Below are 15,069 nucleotides of genomic sequence, written 5' to 3'. Positions count from 1 at the left end.
GCCCGGGACGGCGGTGCCGTCCCGGGCGGTCGGTCGACGTCGCGGGCCGCGGGCCCGACGGGCGTCAGGTCAGAGCAGGCCGAGCTTGGCCGCGCACGCGGGCCACTGGCCCCAGCCCGACTGCGCCTGCAGCTTCTGCGCGATCCGCGTCTGCTCGGCGGCCGAGTTCTCCGACGGGAGGCCGGAGCCGCCCATCGCCTGCCACGTCTGCAGCGAGAACTGGTACAGGCCGTAGTAGCCGTTGCCGGTGTTCGTGGCGGGGTTGCCGCCCGACTCGCACTGGGCGAGGTCGGCCCAGACACCCGCGGGCGCCGAGCCGGTCGCGGCGGACGAGCCGCTCGACGACGAGCCCGAGGAGGACGACGAGCTCGACGAGGACGTCTCCTCCGGCTCGGGCTCAGGCTCGGGCGCCGGCTCCGGGCGCTCCTTGGTGCCCTCGACGACGACCTCCGTGACCGGCTTGGTCGTCACCTTGTCCGAGAGCTTCTTCTTGGCGACGACGTCGCCGTCGACCGTGGTCACGCGGTACGTGAGGGTGCGCTCGCCGTCCTTGCCCTCCTGGGTCACCTCGCTGCCCAGGTCGGCGTACCGGTCGGCGTCCTTCTCGGTGCGGGTCTTGTGGTCCACCGCGACCTTCTTGGCGACCTTCTTGGTCTCGACGCGCTCGATGACGATGCGCACCGCCGGGTCGCCCTGCGCCTTCGGGGTCTCCCGCTCGACGAAGACGCGGTCGTCGCCGTCGACCGTGAGGCCGAGGCCCTGGAGGATCGCCTCCAGGCCGACCGAGCCGTCCTCGACCACCGTGGTGGTGCCGTCCGCGACGACGGCGACCGGCTGGTCGGCGTCGAGCTGCAGCGGCAGCGACGCGCGGTCGCCGGAGCGGGAGGCGACGAGGGAGACGTCGGAGCCGCGGGCGTCGAGGCCGCGCAGGGCCTCCTCGGCGTCCAGCGCAGTGACCCACACGTCGTCCCGCTCGCCGTCGACGTCCACCGTGAGCTCGTGCCCGGAGCGGACCACGACCTGCGAGCCGTCGCGCAGGTCGGCGTCCGCGGACGGGGTGACGGCGTCGCGCTCGCCCACCTCGACGCCCTGGGCGTCCAGCAGGCCGGCGACGGAGCCGGAGAAGGTCTCGACGGTGCGCGTCTCGCCGTCGACGTCGAGGGTCACGCTCTTGCGTGCGGTCTCGTAGGCTGCGGCCGCGCCGCCCGCGACGACGAGCGCGCCGGCGGCGAGGCCGGCGATGAGCGGGAGCCGACGACGACGGCGCGTGGCGGTCGTCGCGGGGGCGGCCGCTACGTCGAGCCCAGCCTCGGGCATCGACTCGGCCGAGGGACGGGGAGTCTCGTTCGAGGGGTTCACACAGGTCCAGTCGTCGTGCGGTCCGGTCACGACGGCGGGGTCCCGGCTGGATGTCGGGGCCGTGGTCGATCCGGTGGCTCCGAAGACCGTAACCGGATCGTGATCATCGGCCAAGCCTGCCGATGGTATGGATGCCCGCGTCTGTCCCCTGGTGTCCGATAAGTCGGGACGACAGCCGTGAGCTGTCTCACAAGAATCGTGCGCCGTCCCCGTGCCTATGCCCCGCGGGCGAGGATCAGTACCAGCCCACCGACATCGAGTGGCTCCACGCCCCGCACGGGGTGCCGTAGCGACCGGAGATGTAGCCCAGCCCCCACTCGATCTGCGTCGACGGGTTGGTGCGCCAGTCCGAGCCGGCGGTCGCCATCTTCGAGCCGGGCAGCGACTGCGGGATGCCGTACGCCCCGCTGGACGGGTTCTCGGCGTTCCAGCGCCAGCCGGACTCCTTGTCCCACAGCTGCTCGAGGCAGGAGTACTGGTCGGCGCCCCAGCCGCGCTCGGCGGCCATCGCCTTGCCGATCGCCTTCGCGGAGCCCGGGTCGGGGTTCGCCGTCGACACCTCGAGCGTGCCGACCACCACGACCTCGTCCACCGGCTCGCGCGTCACCTCGCGGTCGACCACCGTGCGCTCCACCTCGGCGCCGTCCAGGGTGCGCACCTCGTAGGTCGTGACGCGCTCCCCCGGCACGCCCGCCGTGCGCACCACCTCGTAGCCCTTCGGCAGCTCGTCCGACTCGACGCGCTCCGTCTCGAACGGGATGACCTCGGTCTTGCGGTCGGCGTCCGTGTTCCCGCGGCTCACCATGACGACCATCCCGTCGACGGCGGCCGCGCCGAGCGGCACCGACGTGCGGTCGTGCTCCCCGAGGGTGATGCCGGCGGCCTGGAGCACGTCGCGCACCGTGGACTGCGCCGTGCGGATGGGCAGCACCAGGCCGTCCACCGCCACCTGCACGGTCTTCGTGGTCGACACCCGCACGGGGGTCCGGTCCAGCGCCGCGGTCCGCGACGCCGACGTCACGGCGTCCGAGCCCCGAGGCCCGAGCGCCGCCAGCAGCTCGCCCACGGTGTGCGCCGTCGTGGGGAAGGTCGTGACCTCGCCGTCGATCTCGACCGTCACCTCGCGGCTCGAGCGGACCACGACCTCGCCGCCGTCCGCGGCGGGGGACGACGCCGCGGGCTGCACCAGGTCGTCCGGGCCGAGCGGGATGTGGTGGTAGCGCAGGACGTCGGCCACCGACGCGCCGTAGGAGCCGACGGTCGCGACATGGCCGTCGTAGTCGATCGTCACCGTCTTGTGCACCTGGGTGACCGCGGCCGTGCCGCCCACCAGCGCGAGCACCACCGTGCCGTGCACGACGTGGCGCGCGGGCCCCGTCAGTGCCCCGCGGCGAGGGGTCGACCCCGGAACCGTCGACCCGTCCGACGCCCGCTCCGCCCTCGACCTCCGCACGAGCACCAGACCGTAACGGAACCGTGACCAGGGCGGAAGCCCCCTCGCCGTCATCGGCCGCCCGCCGACCGCTCGCGGACCGCTCGCAGCCCGCTCACCGACCCGCTCACCAGGTGCCGTAGACGCGCTCGGACGTCGCCGAGAGCGCGCGGCACACGTCGTCCAGCGGGCGCTCGAGGACGTCCGCCATCGCACGCACGGTGTGCGCCGCGACGTACGGGGCGTTCGGCTGCCCGCGGTACGGGTGCGGCGGCAGGTACGGCGCGTCCGTCTCGACCAGCACCAGCTCGAGGGGCACGGCGCGCAGCGCGGCACGCAGGTGGTCGTTCTTCGGGTACGTCACCGGGCCGGCGAACGAGAGGAACCAGCCGTGCTCCGCCGCGAGGGCGGCCATCTCCTCGTCGCCCGAGTAGCAGTGGAAGACGGTGCGCTCGGGCGCGCCGTCGGCCAGCAGGACGTCGATCACCTGCGCGTGCGCGTCCCGGTCGTGGATCTGCAGCGCCAGGCCGAGCTCCTTGGCCAGCGCGACGTGCGCGCGGAACGACTCGCGCTGCACCGCCTCGCCGCGTGGGCCGGTGCGGAACAGGTCCATCCCGGTCTCGCCGATCGCGCGCACGCGGTCCTGCCCCCGCGCGACCTCCGCGACGCGGGCCAGCGCGTCGTCGAGCGCGACGGCGTGGTGCGACGCCGGGTCGGGCTCCAGACCGTCGGGGCCCACCTCGCGGACGCCCGCGTGCAGCACGGCCTCGTTGGGGTGGATCGCGACGGCCGCGAGCACCCCCGGGTGCCCCGCGGCCAGCAGGTCGACCGTCCAGTCGATGCCGGGCAGGTCGCAGCCCACCTGCACGACGCGGTCCACGCCCGCTGCGGCGGCGCGGGCGAGGTGCTCGGCGACCGTCGGCGCCGCGACGTCGTCCGGGAGGATCCCGGCGATCGCGTCGAGGTGCGTGTGGTTGTCGGCGACCGGGACGGGCAGGGGTGCGGGCTCCGCCGGGAACCCGCGCTCGCGCTGGCGCGCCACGATCAGGCGTCGTCGGCGAGACGCGGGAAGAGCGCCGCACCCTTCGTCACGGTCGTGCCGGCGGGCAGGACGCCGAAGCCCGCCGCGCTCGCGACCGGCTGGGCGTCGAGCGCGCCGAGCACGGGCTCCGCACCCAGCGCCTCCCACAGCGCGTGCGCGGCCTTCGGCGTGACCGGGTTGAGCAGCACGGCGAGCGCCCGCAGCGCCTCGGCAGCCGTCACCAGCGACGTCGCCAGGCGGCCTCCGTCGACCCCGCGGCCCTCGGCGTCCGTCTCGCCCTCCTGCTTCGCGACCTTCCACGGCTGCGTCTCGGTGAGGTAGACGTTGGTCGCGTCGACCAGCGTCCACGCCGCGCCGACGGCGTCGTGGATCGCCAGGCGGTCGATCGCGTCCTCGGCGTCGGCCACGGCCTTGGCGGCGACCGCCTCGAGGTTCGTCTCGAGGTCGGTCGCCGGGCCCGGCTTCGGCAGCGTGCCGCCGAAGTACTTGCCGATCATCGCGGCCGTGCGCGACGCCAGGTTGCCGAAGCCGTTGGCCAGCTCGCCGTTGTAGCGCGCGACCATGTCCTCCCAGGAGAACGAGCCGTCACCGCCGAACGCGATCGTCCGCATGAAGTAGTAGCGGAACGCGTCGGAGCCGAACGTGTCGATGATGTCGCTCGGCGCGATGCCCGTGAGGCGCGACTTGCTCATCTTCTCGCCGCCCACGAGCAGCCAGCCGTGCGCGAACACGCGCTTCGGCAGCGGCAGCCCGGCCGCCAGGAGCATGGCCGGCCAGATGACGGCGTGGAACCGCAGGATGTCCTTGCCGACCAGGTGGACGTCGGCCGGCCAGGTCCGTGCGAACTTCTGCCGCGCCGCCTCGTCGTCCGCGCCGTACCCGACGGCGGTCGCGTAGTTGAGCAGGGCGTCGAACCACACGTACAGCACGTGCTTGTCGTCCCAGGGGATCGGGATGCCCCAGTCGAACGTGGACCGCGAGATCGACAGGTCCTGCAGGCCCTGCTTGACGAAGCCGATGACCTCGTTGCGAGCGCTGGCCGGCTGCACGAACTCGGGGTGCTCCTCGTACAGCGCGAGGAGCCGGTCGGCGTAGGCGCTCATGCGGAAGAAGTAGTTCTCCTCCGCGAGCATCTCCACCGGCTTGAGGTGGATCGGGCACAGCTTCTGCCCCTCGTACTCGCCGGTGCCGTCCACCAGGTCACCGGGGAGCTTGTACTCCTCGCAGCCCACGCAGTACGGGCCCTCGTACGAACCGGAGTAGATCTCCCCCTTGTCGTACAGGTCCTGGAGGAAGGCCTGGACGGCGGTCTCGTGCCGCTCCTGCGTGGTGCGGATGAAGTCGTCGTTGCGCACGTCGAGGGTCTTCAGCACCGGCTGCCAGGCCGACTCGACGAGGCGGTCCGCCCACGCCTGCGGGCTGACGCCGTTCGCCTCGGCGGTGCGCAGCACCTTCTCGCCGTGCTCGTCCGTGCCCGTCAGGAACCACACGTCCTCCTGGCGCTGGCGGTGCCAGCGCGTGACGACGTCCGCCGCGACCGTCGTGTACGCGTGCCCGATGTGGGGGGCGTCGTTGACGTAGTAGATCGGCGTCGTCAGGTAGAAGGTCTTCGCGGGCTCGGACATGGTGCCCATCGTAGTTGCGCGGCGGGCGCGATCTCACGGCGTTTCACACCCCGGCGGATCTCACCTCAGGGTCACGCGCACCAGCCGGTCGTCGCCGTCGCGCGGCGCGCCGCGGCCGTCCGTGTTGTTGGTGAGCACCCACAGCCCGTCGGCGTCGCCGCCACCGGGCACCACGGGCACGACGGCGCGCAGCCGGCCCAGCTCGCCGACGAGCAGCGGCTGCGGCTCCCCCAGCGCGCGGACGCTGCCGTCGGCGTCCACGGCGCCCTTGCTCGGGCTGGGCCCGCCGTCGTCGCCGGCTTCGTCACCGGTCTCGTCCGCGCCGGAGGCCGTGCTGCCGAACGGCACCCGCCACAGCCGCTCCCCGCGCAGGCCGGCGAGGTACACGGCGTCGTCGGTCACGGCCAGGCCCGACGGCGACGCGTCCGCCGGCGCCCACCAGTGCAGGGGCGCGACCGTGCCGTCGCCCGCCCGCGGCTGGCCCTCGAGGCCGGGCCCCTCGACGGCGGGCCAGCCGTAGTCGCCGCCCGGTGCGATCTCGTTGAGCTCGTCCCACGCGCTCTGCCCGAACTCGCTCGCGAACATCCGGCCCGACGCGTCCCACCCGAAGCCCTGCACGTTGCGGTGGCCGAACGTCCAGACCGGAGAGGAGGGGTCGGGGTTGCCGGGCGCCGGGTCCCCGTCGGCCGTGACGCGCAGGATCTTGCCGGCGAGCGACGCCCGGTCCTGCGACGCCTCCCCGTCGCCCGCGTCGCCGGTGCCGACGTAGAGGAACCCGTCGGTGCCGAAGGCCAGGCCGCCGCCGTCGTGGTGACCGGCGCGCGGGATGCCGTCGAGGACGGTCGTGAGCTCGCCGAGCACCGTCCCGTCCAGCGCGCCGCGCAGCACGGCGTTGTCGTCCGCGCCGGTGCGGTAGACGAGCACGTCGCCCGAGGCCGGGTCGCGCGCGACGCCCAGCAGCCCGCCCTCCCCGTCCGGGGTGGTCTGCGCGGCGAGCGCGTCCGCGCCCGGGCCCGTGACCTCCGTCGTCGTGCCGGCGTCGGGGTCCACGACCACCAGCCGCGCCTCGTCGCGCAGGCTGATCAGCACGGTGCCGTCCGGGAGCGGGGCCAGCCCCCACGGGGCGTCGAGGCCGTCCACCACGTTCTCGACCGAGACGTCCGGCGTGGCCTCGGGGGCCGCGGACGTCCCCGCCGGGGTGTCGCTCGCCGTCGGCTCCGGCGACGACGACCGCGTCGACGGGTCCGGACCGTCGTCGGCCTCGCCACCCGCTCCGCCGCAGGCCGCGAGAACGAGCACGAGCGCTGGGACGACGGCGGCGGCCGGGCCGCGGGACGGGTGGCGCCTCATGACCCCATCCTGCTGTGCGCGGTCGCCACCGTCGACAGCACACCGACGGCCTGGCATGCTTTCCCCCAAGAACCGGTCAAGGGGGACTGCGATGTCGATCACCGAACGCCTGCGGCGCCTGTTCCGGCGTGACGACGAGGCCCCGCCCGCCGGGCGACCGGACCCCCGGCCGCTCTCGGTGGCCGAGGAGCGCGGGCGGCCCGCCGCCGGCACGATGGCCGTCCAGCCGCTCTACTGCCCCGACTCCGCGGGCGGCGGGTACTGCTGACGGGGCCTGCGCCGCCCGGGTGCCCCGGGAGACCGTCATCGACACCCACCGGGGCCGGTCCTACTCTTGACGCAGAGTTTTCTCGCCGCGGTTCCGACGAAGGAGTCGTCATGAAGATCAGCGCGAGGTTGAGGTCCACGTTCCGCCGCCGCGAGAAGCTGCCGCCGCTCGCGCCGTCCGAGCGCCGCCCGCCGTCCTGGGCCGCCGACCCGCGGCTCGAGCCGGACAGGGCGAACATGCGCAACCGTCGCTCCGCGGATGCGTTCGGGATGGGCTACACCGACGGCGGCGGGTTCGGCGGCGGGTTCGACGGCGGCGGCGGCAACGTCTGACCTCGCGCACCCGGCCGTCGTGGCAGGCTGGGACGCATGAGCGATGACGTGCCCGTCCCGGTCCGCGCCCTGATCGTCGTCGACGTCCAGCCCACGTTCTGCGAGGGCGGCGAGCTCGCCGTCGACGGCGGGAACAAGGTCGCGGCGGACGTCGCCGCCTACGTCTCCGCCCACCGCGACCGCTACGAGATCGTCGTGACCACGCAGGACTGGCACATCGACCCGGGCGACCACTTCAGCGACCACCCCGACTTCGTCGACTCGTGGCCGCCGCACGGCATCGCCGGCACGCCGAGCGCGGAGCTGCACCCCGCGCTCGCCGACCTGCGCCCGGACGTGTCCGTGAAGAAGGGCCAGTACGCCCACGGCTACTCCGGCTTCGAGGGCACCGACGCCGACGGGCGCACGCTGGAGCAGGCGCTGCGCGACGCGCGCGTCGAGGCGGTCGACGTCGTCGGCCTGGTCGAGTCGCACTGCGTCAAGCGCACCGCCCTCGACGCCGTGGGGCTCGGCCTCGCCACGCGCGTGCTCACCGACCTCACCATCCCCGTCAGCCCCGAGCAGGGCGAGCAGGCCCGCGCCGAGCTCGCCGCCGCGGGGGTCGAACTCGCCCCCTCCACCGCGAGGTAGTACAGACAGTCGCGAGGTAGTCCGAGATCTGCCGAGGTAGTGGTCCAGTCCACTACCTCGGCGACTTTCGAACTACCTCGCGGCTGTCTGTGCTACCTCGCGGCGAGGGCGGCCGCGTAGAGGTCGCGCTTGGGCACCCCGGCCGCGGTGGCGACGTCGGCGACCGCGGCCTTGAGCCGCTCGCCCGCCCGGACGCGGGCCAGCACCTCGGGCACGAGGTCCTCGACGCTGGGGGCCGCGCCCGCGGGCGCGCCGCCGACGACGACGCAGATCTCGCCGCGCAGCCCGTCGCCGTCCGCGGCGCGGGCGTCGGCCTCGGCGACGACGTCCGCGAGCAGGCCGCGCAGCACCTCCTCGTACGTCTTGGTCAGCTCGCGGCAGACGGCGGCGGGCCGGTCGACGCCGAACGCGTCGGCCATGGCGTGCAGCGTGTCGGTGATCCGGTGCGGCGCCTCGAAGAAGACCATCGTGCGCGGCTCCGCGGCGAGCGCGCCGAGCCATCGCGACCGCTCCCCCGCCTTGCGCGGCACGAACCCCTCGAAGGTGAACCGGTCGGTGGGCAGCCCCGACAGGGCGAGCGCGGTGAGCACCGCCGACGGCCCCGGCGCCGCCGTCACGCGCAGGTCCCGTTCCACGGCGCGGGCCACGACGCGGTAGCCCGGGTCGGACACGGCGGGCATGCCGGCGTCCGACACCACGAGCACCGTGCCGCCGTCCGCGACGACGTCGAGCAGCTCGTCGGCGCGCGCCTCCTCGTTGTGCTCGTGGTACGACGTCACGCGCCCCGCCACGGTCACCCCCAGGCGAGCGGCCAGGGCGTGCAGGCGGCGCGTGTCCTCCGCGGCGACGACGTCGGCCTCCGCGAGCAGCCGCCGCAGCCGTGGCGACGCGTCCTCCGCGTTCCCGATGGGCGTCGCCGCGAGCACGACCGCGCCGGCCTCGGCGTGCGGGGCGGGACGGGGGTCGGGAGACGGCGCGGCGGAGGGCTCGGAGGTCATGGTGACCAGCGTCGCACGGCCCCTACGATGACCCGGTGACCGCTCCCGACGCCGACGCCACCACCACCGGCGATCCCGCGCCCGCGGGCACGCCGCCGAGCCACGGGCGCCACCGCGCGGTCGAGGCCCCGGCGGAGACTTCCGAGGCCGACGGCGCGCCGGGTCCGTCGCCGTACGAGGCCCCGCCGCCGGCGTTCCCCGACAGCCCGGCACCGCCGTCCCCGACGCCTGCGGACGGTGACGGCCGCACCACGCAGGCGAAGCTGCTGGAGCGGCTGCTCGGTGCGCGGCGCGTGCGCCTCGACCTGCGCCGCCGGGACCGGTTCTGGGGCTGGTTCGGCACGATCGTCGTCACGCTGCTGGCGGCGGCCACCCGGCTGTGGCAGCTGGGCGAGCCGCACACGCTCGTGTTCGACGAGACCTACTACGTCAAGGACGCGTTCACGCTCGGACGGCTCGGCTTCGAGGCGCAGTGGCCCGACGAGCCGAACCCGGCGTTCGAGGCCGGCGACGTCCTCACCTACCTCGACAAGGCCGCCTACGTCGTCCACCCGCCGATCGGCAAGTGGATGATCTGGCTCGGCATGGAGACGGGCGGGGGCGCCACCAGCTCGTTCGCGTGGCGCCTGGCCAGCGCGGTCGTCGGGATCCTCGCGGTGTTCCTGCTGGTGCGGATCGCGCGGCGGCTGTTCGCGTCGTCCACGATGGGGATCGTCGCGGGCCTGCTGCTCGCCGTCGACGGCGAGGCCATCGTGCACTCGCGCACGGCCCTGCTGGACCAGTTCCTCATGTTCTGGGTGCTGGTCGCGTTCGGCTGCCTCGTCATGGACCGCGAGCAGGCCAGGCGCCGGCTCGCGGGCCGGGTCGCGGAGATCCTCGACGCGGGCGGCACGGTGGTGCGCTACGGCCCGCGCCTCGGCTTCCGCTGGTGGCGCCTCGCCGCCGGGATCAGCCTCGGCCTCGCCTGCGGCACCAAGTGGTCGGGCCTGTGGTTCGTCGCCGTCTTCGGCATTCTCACCGTGCTGTGGGACCTCGCGGCCCGCCGCGCCGCCGGCGTCGGCCGCTGGTGGGAGGACTCCCTCGTCGTCGACGCCGTGCCCGCGTTCCTCACGATCGTGCCGACCGCGGCCGTCGTCTACGTCGCGTCGTGGTGGTCCTGGTTCGTGAGCCAGGGCGCCTACCTGCGGCAGTGGGCGGCCGAGCACCCCGGCGAAGGCGTCACCTGGCTGCCCGACCCGCTGCGCGGCCTGCTCCACTACCACCAGCAGATGTGGGACTTCCACACCGGGTTGTCCTCGGACCATCCCTACGCCTCCCACCCGCTGGGCTGGATCGTGCAGTGGCGCCCCACCTCGTTCTTCTGGGAGAAGGAGTCGCCCGGCCAGGGCACCTGCCCGGCCGACGCCGCGGAGGCCTGCGCCCGCGCGGTCACGTCCCTCGGCAACCCGCTGCTGTGGCTCCTGGGCGCGTTCGCCGTCGTCGCGACGATCTGGCTGGGGATCCGGCTGCGCGACTGGCGCGCCCTCGCCGTCCTCAGCGGGACCGCCGCCGGCTGGCTGCCCTGGTTCGCCTACGCGCCGCCGTTCAGCGACCGGACGATCTTCACGTTCTACACGATCGTGTTCACGCCGTTCGTGGTGCTGACGCTCGTCTACCCCCTGGTCGTGGCCCTGGAACGCACGGAGGGGCGGCGACGCGAGCGCTCGCTCGCGGTGGCGGCGATCGTCGCCGTGCTCGTCGTGATCCTCGCCGTCTCGGCGATCTTCTACCCGCTGTGGACGGGCATGCAGGTGCCGTACTCCTACTGGCAGAACGTCATGCGGCTGGAGTCCTGGATCTGACCCGGCCCTGACGTTGCGGGTGGGCTCGTGGCCCTGTTCTCGCCCGAAACAGGGCCACGGGCCCACCCACAACGACTCAGGCGGTGGGCCAGTCGACCTGCGGGGTCTCGTGGAAGGCCCAGCCCCCGGCGCGCCAGGCGGGCGCCTGCGCGGCGGTGCGGGCGCGGAAGGCGCCCCAGTCCTTGCGCTCGGGCGCGGTCCAGGCGACCTCGGCGACGGCGCCGAGGCGCGGCAGCAGCATGGAGAACAGCTCGTCGCGGGTGGTGATCGTCTCGGTCCAGACGGCGGCCTCGACGCCCTCGACGGAGTCGGCGGGCAGGCCGTCGATGACCGCGGTCGGCTCCCAGTCGTAGGAGTCGCGCAGCTCGACGTACCCCGCCCAGTGCAGGCCGAGCTCGTGCTCGGGCGTGTACTTCATGTCGAGGTAGGCGTGGTTGCCGGGCGACATGATGAACCGGGCGCCGGACCTCGCCGCCGCGACGAAGCGGTCGAACTCCTCGCCCTTGGGCTCCCAGTACTGCAGCAGCGTGCCCGGCTCCACCGGGCCGCGGGCGCCCTCCTGCCAGAAGATCGGCGTCTTGCCGTGCTCGCGCACGATCCGGGCGGCGAGCTCGACGAACTTCGCGAACTCCTCCACCTCCATGGTGTGCACCTCGTCGCCGCCGACGTGCACCCACTCGCCCTGCGTCATGCCGGCGACGTCGCCGATGACGTCGCGCAGGAACGGCTCGGTCGCCGGGTTGTCGAACCACAGCCGGGAGAACCCGACCTCGATGCCGTCGTACGGCTCGGTGGGCAGGCCGTCCCTCGTCAGCGCCCCGTAGACCTGGGTGGCGGCGTTGATGTGCCCGGGCATGTCGAACTCCGGCACGATCGTCACGAACCGCGCGGCCGCGTACTCCTGCAGCTCACGGAAGTCGTCCACCGTGAGGAACCCCGCGGTGCCGCCGCCCACCTGGCTGTCGGACGCCTTCTCGAGCTCCGGGCGCGACGGCGTCTCGATCCGCCAGCCCTGGTCGTCGGTGAGGTGCAGGTGCAGCACCCGCAGCTTGAACGCGCCGACCAGGTCGACGACGGCGCGGATGTCCTCGGGCCCGAACCAATGCCGCACGACGTCGAACGACAGCCCGCGCCAGCGGTACCGGGGGGCGTCGTGCACGACGACGGCGGGCACCTCGCGCGCGCCCGCCGCCGGGACGAGCTGGCGCAGCGTGCGCACCGCGTGCAGCAGGCCGACCGGCTCCGGTGCGGTGGCCTCCACGCGCGTCGTCGTGACCCGCAGCGTGTACCGCTCGGGGTGGTCGGAGCCCTCCGGCCCGGCGGCGGCGTCGAGCCGCAGCACGACCGGCGTGGCGCCGTCCGTCTCGGCGGACTGCCCGTCGACGACGCGCACGCCCGCCGCCTCGAGCTGCTCGGCCGCGACGACGGCGAGGGCGTCTTCGGGCGCGACGAGGCGGGCGACGTCCAGGGCGAGCGGGGCGGCGTCCTGCCCGTCGACGACGGTGGGCCACGGGATCAGGGACAGCACGATGATCGGTCTCCAGGGGCGCGGGTCGACGGCACCCGGTCGGCGCCGACGGAGGATCGAAACGTTACGTTAGCGATCCTGCCGAATCGATCGAACCCCTGTCAACGACGCTGCGCGGCGACCGGCCACCGGTGAGGCCGCCGGTCAGGAGGCGGCGATGAGCACCGGCGCGGGGTCGGTCGGCACGACCGACGCCGCGACCCCCGTCGCTGGGCCCGACCACCCGAGGTGCACGCCGTCGGGCAGGTCGGCGCTCACCTGGTTCCACACCCACTCCCCGGTCGTGGCACCGCCGGTCAGGTCCGCGAGGACCACCGTCTGCACCTGGGGCGCCGAGCGCAGCAGGGACCGGTCGGGCACCGACTCGGGGCGCGTCTGGTGCACGACGAGCAGGGTCGGCGGCAGCCCCTCCCGCGACACGAGGTCGGCCAGGTACGTGGTCACCCCGTCGAGCTCGGCCGCCGACATCTGGTGGGACGTCGTCCGGGCGCCGTCCCCCGCCCGTGACTCCGGGCGCAGGGAGACCCCCACCCCGGGCGTACGCAGCAGCGCCTCGGCCGCGCGCACCTGCTCGACCACCGGCGCCGGGCCCGCCCCGACGTCCAGCAGCACGTACACCCCGGCCTCCCGCGCCGCGTCGACCAGCGGACGCAGCGCGTCCACGTCCTCCTGCGTCACCCAGTCGCCGTCCTCCCCCGGGCCGCTCGCGGTGGCGCTGACCGGCAGCACGAGCGTCGGCACCACGGGCCCGTCGGCGCCGTCCGGCGTGTCGTCCGCCGCGTCACCCGTCTCGTCGGCAGCGCCGTCCGGCGTGTCGTCGGCCGGGGTCCAGGCCGCGGCCGCGGCCTGCGCCCGTGCGACGGCGGACGCGGGGTCGTCCCAGACGGACGCGTCGACGGCGACGTACCGCGCGGGCAGCAGGTGCTGCGACCCGGTGGGCAGCAGCGCCGCCCGCTCCGCGGCCGCGACGCGCCACGCGAAGGTGCCGGCGTCGCCGAACGACCGCCCCACCCCGACCACGGTGAGCGCCTGCGCCCGGTCCAGGGTCTCGACGACGTGCCGGGACGCGAGGTCACCGCCGGGCACCTCGGTCGTCACGGCCCCCGCCGCACGCAGCGACCCGATCGCCGCCTCCTGCCCGTCCTGCGGGTCGACCAGCGCGAGCACCTCGCGCAGCAGCCGCGGCGTCCCCTCGGCCGCGCCGGACGCGGACGGCGAGGCCCCCGGGCCGCCGCCGAGCAAGGCGTCGAGTCCGTCGACGAGCTCCTCCAGGTCGTCGTCCTCGAGCGTCGGACCTGCGCCGTCGCCCGCGCCGTCCTCCCCGCCGACGACGTCGGGGCTGACGGTGATCGCCTGGACGCCCGCGGCGTCCGCGACCTCGCGCGCCGCCGCACCGGGGGCCGTCCCGGCGTCCCCGTCGGCGCCGTCCGTGGCGTCGGCGTCCCCGCCGCCCGCGGCCCGCTCGTCGCCCGTGACGACGACCGCTGCGCGTGCACCCAGCCGCTCGAGCTCCTCGACGACGCCGGGCCCGGCACCCTCGGCCAGCAGGGCGGGGGCGTGCACGGCCACCGCCGTGGCCGCCAGGGCCTCCCTCGCCTCCGTGTCGTCCGCGTCCGCGAGGACCACGACCTCCGAGCGCGCGAAGACCGTCTGGCTCGTCGTCAGCGCGAGCTCTGCCGGGTCGGCGGCGTCGAGGAGCACCGTGTGCGTGGACAGGTCGCGCACCGCGACCGCCGGGGCGCCCGTCGACGGGCTCGCCGACTCGCCGGGCGGCGAGGCCGCACAGCCGGTGAGGGCGAGTGCACCGGTCAGGACGACGGGCAGGACGAATCGGACGTTCCGGAGGGGCACGCCCCTCATCTTTGCGCATCCACCGACCACCGGTCGACGGCTTCCGCGACCTCGCCGTCCCGAGCGCGAGGACGCCGCCCGTGTCCCACGGCGCCGGGCGGCCCTGTCACTGTCGCCCGGCATCATCGGGGGATGCCGAGCGACCTCCTCCTGCGCATCCACGGTCCCGAGTTCCGGGCCATGTCCGAGCGGGTGCTGCGCGCCACCGAGCTCACCTCCCGCCTCAACGTGCTGCCGTTCGACGACGAGGCGGGCAAGGGCGAGCTGTTCGAGCTCCTCCTCGGCCGGCCGCTGCCCGCCGGGGTGACGATCTACCCGCCCTTCTACACGGACCACGGCCTGAACCTCGACCTCGCCGAGCGGGTGTTCGTCAACCAGAACTGCACGTTCCTCGACTACGCCGGGATCCGGCTCGCCGAGCGCGTCATGGTGGCACCGCGGGTCACGTTCATCACCGTGGGGCACCCCGTCGACACCGACGACCGCAAGGTCTGGCTCACCGGTGGCCCGATCGACGTCGAGGAGAACGTCTGGATCGGCGCGGGAGCCACCATCCTGCCCGGCGTCACCATCGGTCGGGACTCCGTGATCGCCGCCGGGTCCGTCGTCGCCGACGACGTCCCGCCGTGCAGCCTCGTCTCCGGCGGCAAGGCGACGGTGCGCCGCACCTGGTGACCGACAGCTCCGTCGGGGCCGACCTCGCGCAGGATCCGCAGGTCGACCTCGTGCCCGTCCGGGCACGGCCGGTGCCCGGCGGGCACTCCCGCGCCCTCGGCACAAGACAAAGGGCCCTGACCGGCGGTTCCGCCGGTC

At 74.6% G+C, this 15,069-nt stretch carries 13 protein-coding genes; 5 read left to right on the top strand and 8 right to left on the bottom strand.

All coding sequences use genetic code 11. The annotated features are described in order from the left end of the window. Positions 1 to 69 precede the first annotated feature (69 nt). The 5 genes from ACFUVW_RS13350 to ACFUVW_RS13330 form a co-directional block, all read right to left on the bottom strand. Positions 70 to 1,389, bottom strand: a complete 1,320-nt coding sequence (locus tag ACFUVW_RS13350; RefSeq protein ID WP_430571816.1) for a transglycosylase family protein — start codon at positions 1,387 to 1,389, stop codon at positions 70 to 72. Positions 1,390 to 1,594: 205 nt separating this feature from the next. After that, positions 1,595 to 2,716 (bottom strand): ubiquitin-like domain-containing protein, encoded by a 1,122-nt coding sequence (locus ACFUVW_RS13345; protein WP_430571815.1) that lies wholly within the window; start codon positions 2,714 to 2,716, stop codon positions 1,595 to 1,597. Positions 2,717 to 2,918: 202 nt separating this feature from the next. After that, positions 2,919 to 3,833: a TatD family hydrolase gene (locus ACFUVW_RS13340; protein ID WP_430571814.1), complete on the bottom strand. Its 915-nt coding sequence runs from the start codon at positions 3,831 to 3,833 to the stop codon at positions 2,919 to 2,921. 2 nt (positions 3,834 to 3,835) lie between these two features. Beyond that, the gene (gene metG, locus ACFUVW_RS13335; protein ID WP_430571813.1) at positions 3,836 to 5,458 is read right to left on the bottom strand and encodes a methionine--tRNA ligase; all 1,623 of its coding nucleotides are present in this window, start codon (positions 5,456 to 5,458) and stop codon (positions 3,836 to 3,838) included. A 60-nt stretch (positions 5,459 to 5,518) separates the two neighbouring features. Next, positions 5,519 to 6,808 carry a PQQ-dependent sugar dehydrogenase gene (locus ACFUVW_RS13330; RefSeq protein ID WP_430571812.1) on the bottom strand — a complete coding sequence of 430 codons (1,290 nt, stop codon included), beginning with the start codon at positions 6,806 to 6,808 and terminating at the stop codon, positions 5,519 to 5,521. A 91-nt stretch (positions 6,809 to 6,899) separates the two neighbouring features. Between ACFUVW_RS13330 and ACFUVW_RS13325 the strand changes: the two genes are divergently transcribed. The 3 genes from ACFUVW_RS13325 to ACFUVW_RS13315 all read left to right on the top strand — a co-directional run bounded on the left by ACFUVW_RS13325 (position 6,900) and on the right by ACFUVW_RS13315 (position 8,038). Continuing rightward, the gene (locus tag ACFUVW_RS13325) at positions 6,900 to 7,076 is read left to right on the top strand and encodes a hypothetical protein (RefSeq protein WP_430571811.1); all 177 of its coding nucleotides are present in this window, start codon (positions 6,900 to 6,902) and stop codon (positions 7,074 to 7,076) included. A gap of 110 nt (positions 7,077 to 7,186) precedes the next feature. After that, on the top strand, positions 7,187 to 7,408 hold the full coding sequence (locus ACFUVW_RS13320) for a hypothetical protein (protein WP_430571810.1): 222 nt from the start codon (positions 7,187 to 7,189) through the stop codon (positions 7,406 to 7,408). Positions 7,409 to 7,444: 36 nt separating this feature from the next. Continuing rightward, on the top strand, positions 7,445 to 8,038 hold the full coding sequence (locus tag ACFUVW_RS13315) for an isochorismatase family protein (protein ID WP_430571809.1): 594 nt from the start codon (positions 7,445 to 7,447) through the stop codon (positions 8,036 to 8,038). 92 nt (positions 8,039 to 8,130) lie between these two features. Here ACFUVW_RS13315 and rsmI read toward each other — a convergent pair whose 3' ends face one another. After that, positions 8,131 to 9,036: a 16S rRNA (cytidine(1402)-2'-O)-methyltransferase gene (gene rsmI / locus ACFUVW_RS13310; protein ID WP_430571808.1), complete on the bottom strand. Its 906-nt coding sequence runs from the start codon at positions 9,034 to 9,036 to the stop codon at positions 8,131 to 8,133. 35 nt (positions 9,037 to 9,071) lie between these two features. Between rsmI and ACFUVW_RS13305 the strand changes: the two genes are divergently transcribed. Next, positions 9,072 to 10,877: a dolichyl-phosphate-mannose--protein mannosyltransferase gene (locus tag ACFUVW_RS13305; protein WP_430571807.1), complete on the top strand. Its 1,806-nt coding sequence runs from the start codon at positions 9,072 to 9,074 to the stop codon at positions 10,875 to 10,877. A 76-nt stretch (positions 10,878 to 10,953) separates the two neighbouring features. Here ACFUVW_RS13305 and ACFUVW_RS13300 read toward each other — a convergent pair whose 3' ends face one another. Beyond that, positions 10,954 to 12,405: a family 20 glycosylhydrolase gene (locus tag ACFUVW_RS13300; protein WP_430571806.1), complete on the bottom strand. Its 1,452-nt coding sequence runs from the start codon at positions 12,403 to 12,405 to the stop codon at positions 10,954 to 10,956. Between the two features lie 144 nt (positions 12,406 to 12,549). Further along, positions 12,550 to 14,256 carry a hypothetical protein gene (locus ACFUVW_RS13295; RefSeq protein ID WP_430571805.1) on the bottom strand — a complete coding sequence of 569 codons (1,707 nt, stop codon included), beginning with the start codon at positions 14,254 to 14,256 and terminating at the stop codon, positions 12,550 to 12,552. Positions 14,257 to 14,388: 132 nt separating this feature from the next. On the opposite strand from ACFUVW_RS13295, the gene ACFUVW_RS13290 reads away from it, so the two are divergent. Beyond that, positions 14,389 to 14,931: a sugar O-acetyltransferase gene (locus tag ACFUVW_RS13290; protein WP_430571804.1), complete on the top strand. Its 543-nt coding sequence runs from the start codon at positions 14,389 to 14,391 to the stop codon at positions 14,929 to 14,931. The last annotated feature ends 138 nt before the right edge of the window (positions 14,932 to 15,069 follow it).

This window comes from Isoptericola sp. NPDC057391 (genome assembly GCF_042668085.1).
Classification (GTDB): Bacteria; Actinomycetota; Actinomycetes; order Actinomycetales; family Cellulomonadaceae; genus Isoptericola.
The sequence above is the reverse complement of the archived record's forward strand: the minus strand, read 5'-3'. Positions and strand labels throughout refer to the sequence as shown.

What these genes read in the sequence shown, in the direction of transcription:
- metG (WP_430571813.1), bottom strand. Translation starts at nt 5,458, where the DNA reads ATGTCCGAGCCCGCGAAGACCTTCTACCTGACGACGCCGATCTACTAC.
- ACFUVW_RS13330 (WP_430571812.1), bottom strand. Translation starts at nt 6,808, where the DNA reads ATGAGGCGCCACCCGTCCCGCGGCCCGGCCGCCGCCGTCGTCCCAGCG.
- ACFUVW_RS13325 (WP_430571811.1), top strand. Translation starts at nt 6,900, where the DNA reads ATGTCGATCACCGAACGCCTGCGGCGCCTGTTCCGGCGTGACGACGAG.
- ACFUVW_RS13320 (WP_430571810.1), top strand. Translation starts at nt 7,187, where the DNA reads ATGAAGATCAGCGCGAGGTTGAGGTCCACGTTCCGCCGCCGCGAGAAG.
- ACFUVW_RS13315 (WP_430571809.1), top strand. Translation starts at nt 7,445, where the DNA reads ATGAGCGATGACGTGCCCGTCCCGGTCCGCGCCCTGATCGTCGTCGAC.
- rsmI (WP_430571808.1), bottom strand. Translation starts at nt 9,036, where the DNA reads ATGACCTCCGAGCCCTCCGCCGCGCCGTCTCCCGACCCCCGTCCCGCC.
- ACFUVW_RS13290 (WP_430571804.1), top strand. Translation starts at nt 14,389, where the DNA reads ATGCCGAGCGACCTCCTCCTGCGCATCCACGGTCCCGAGTTCCGGGCC.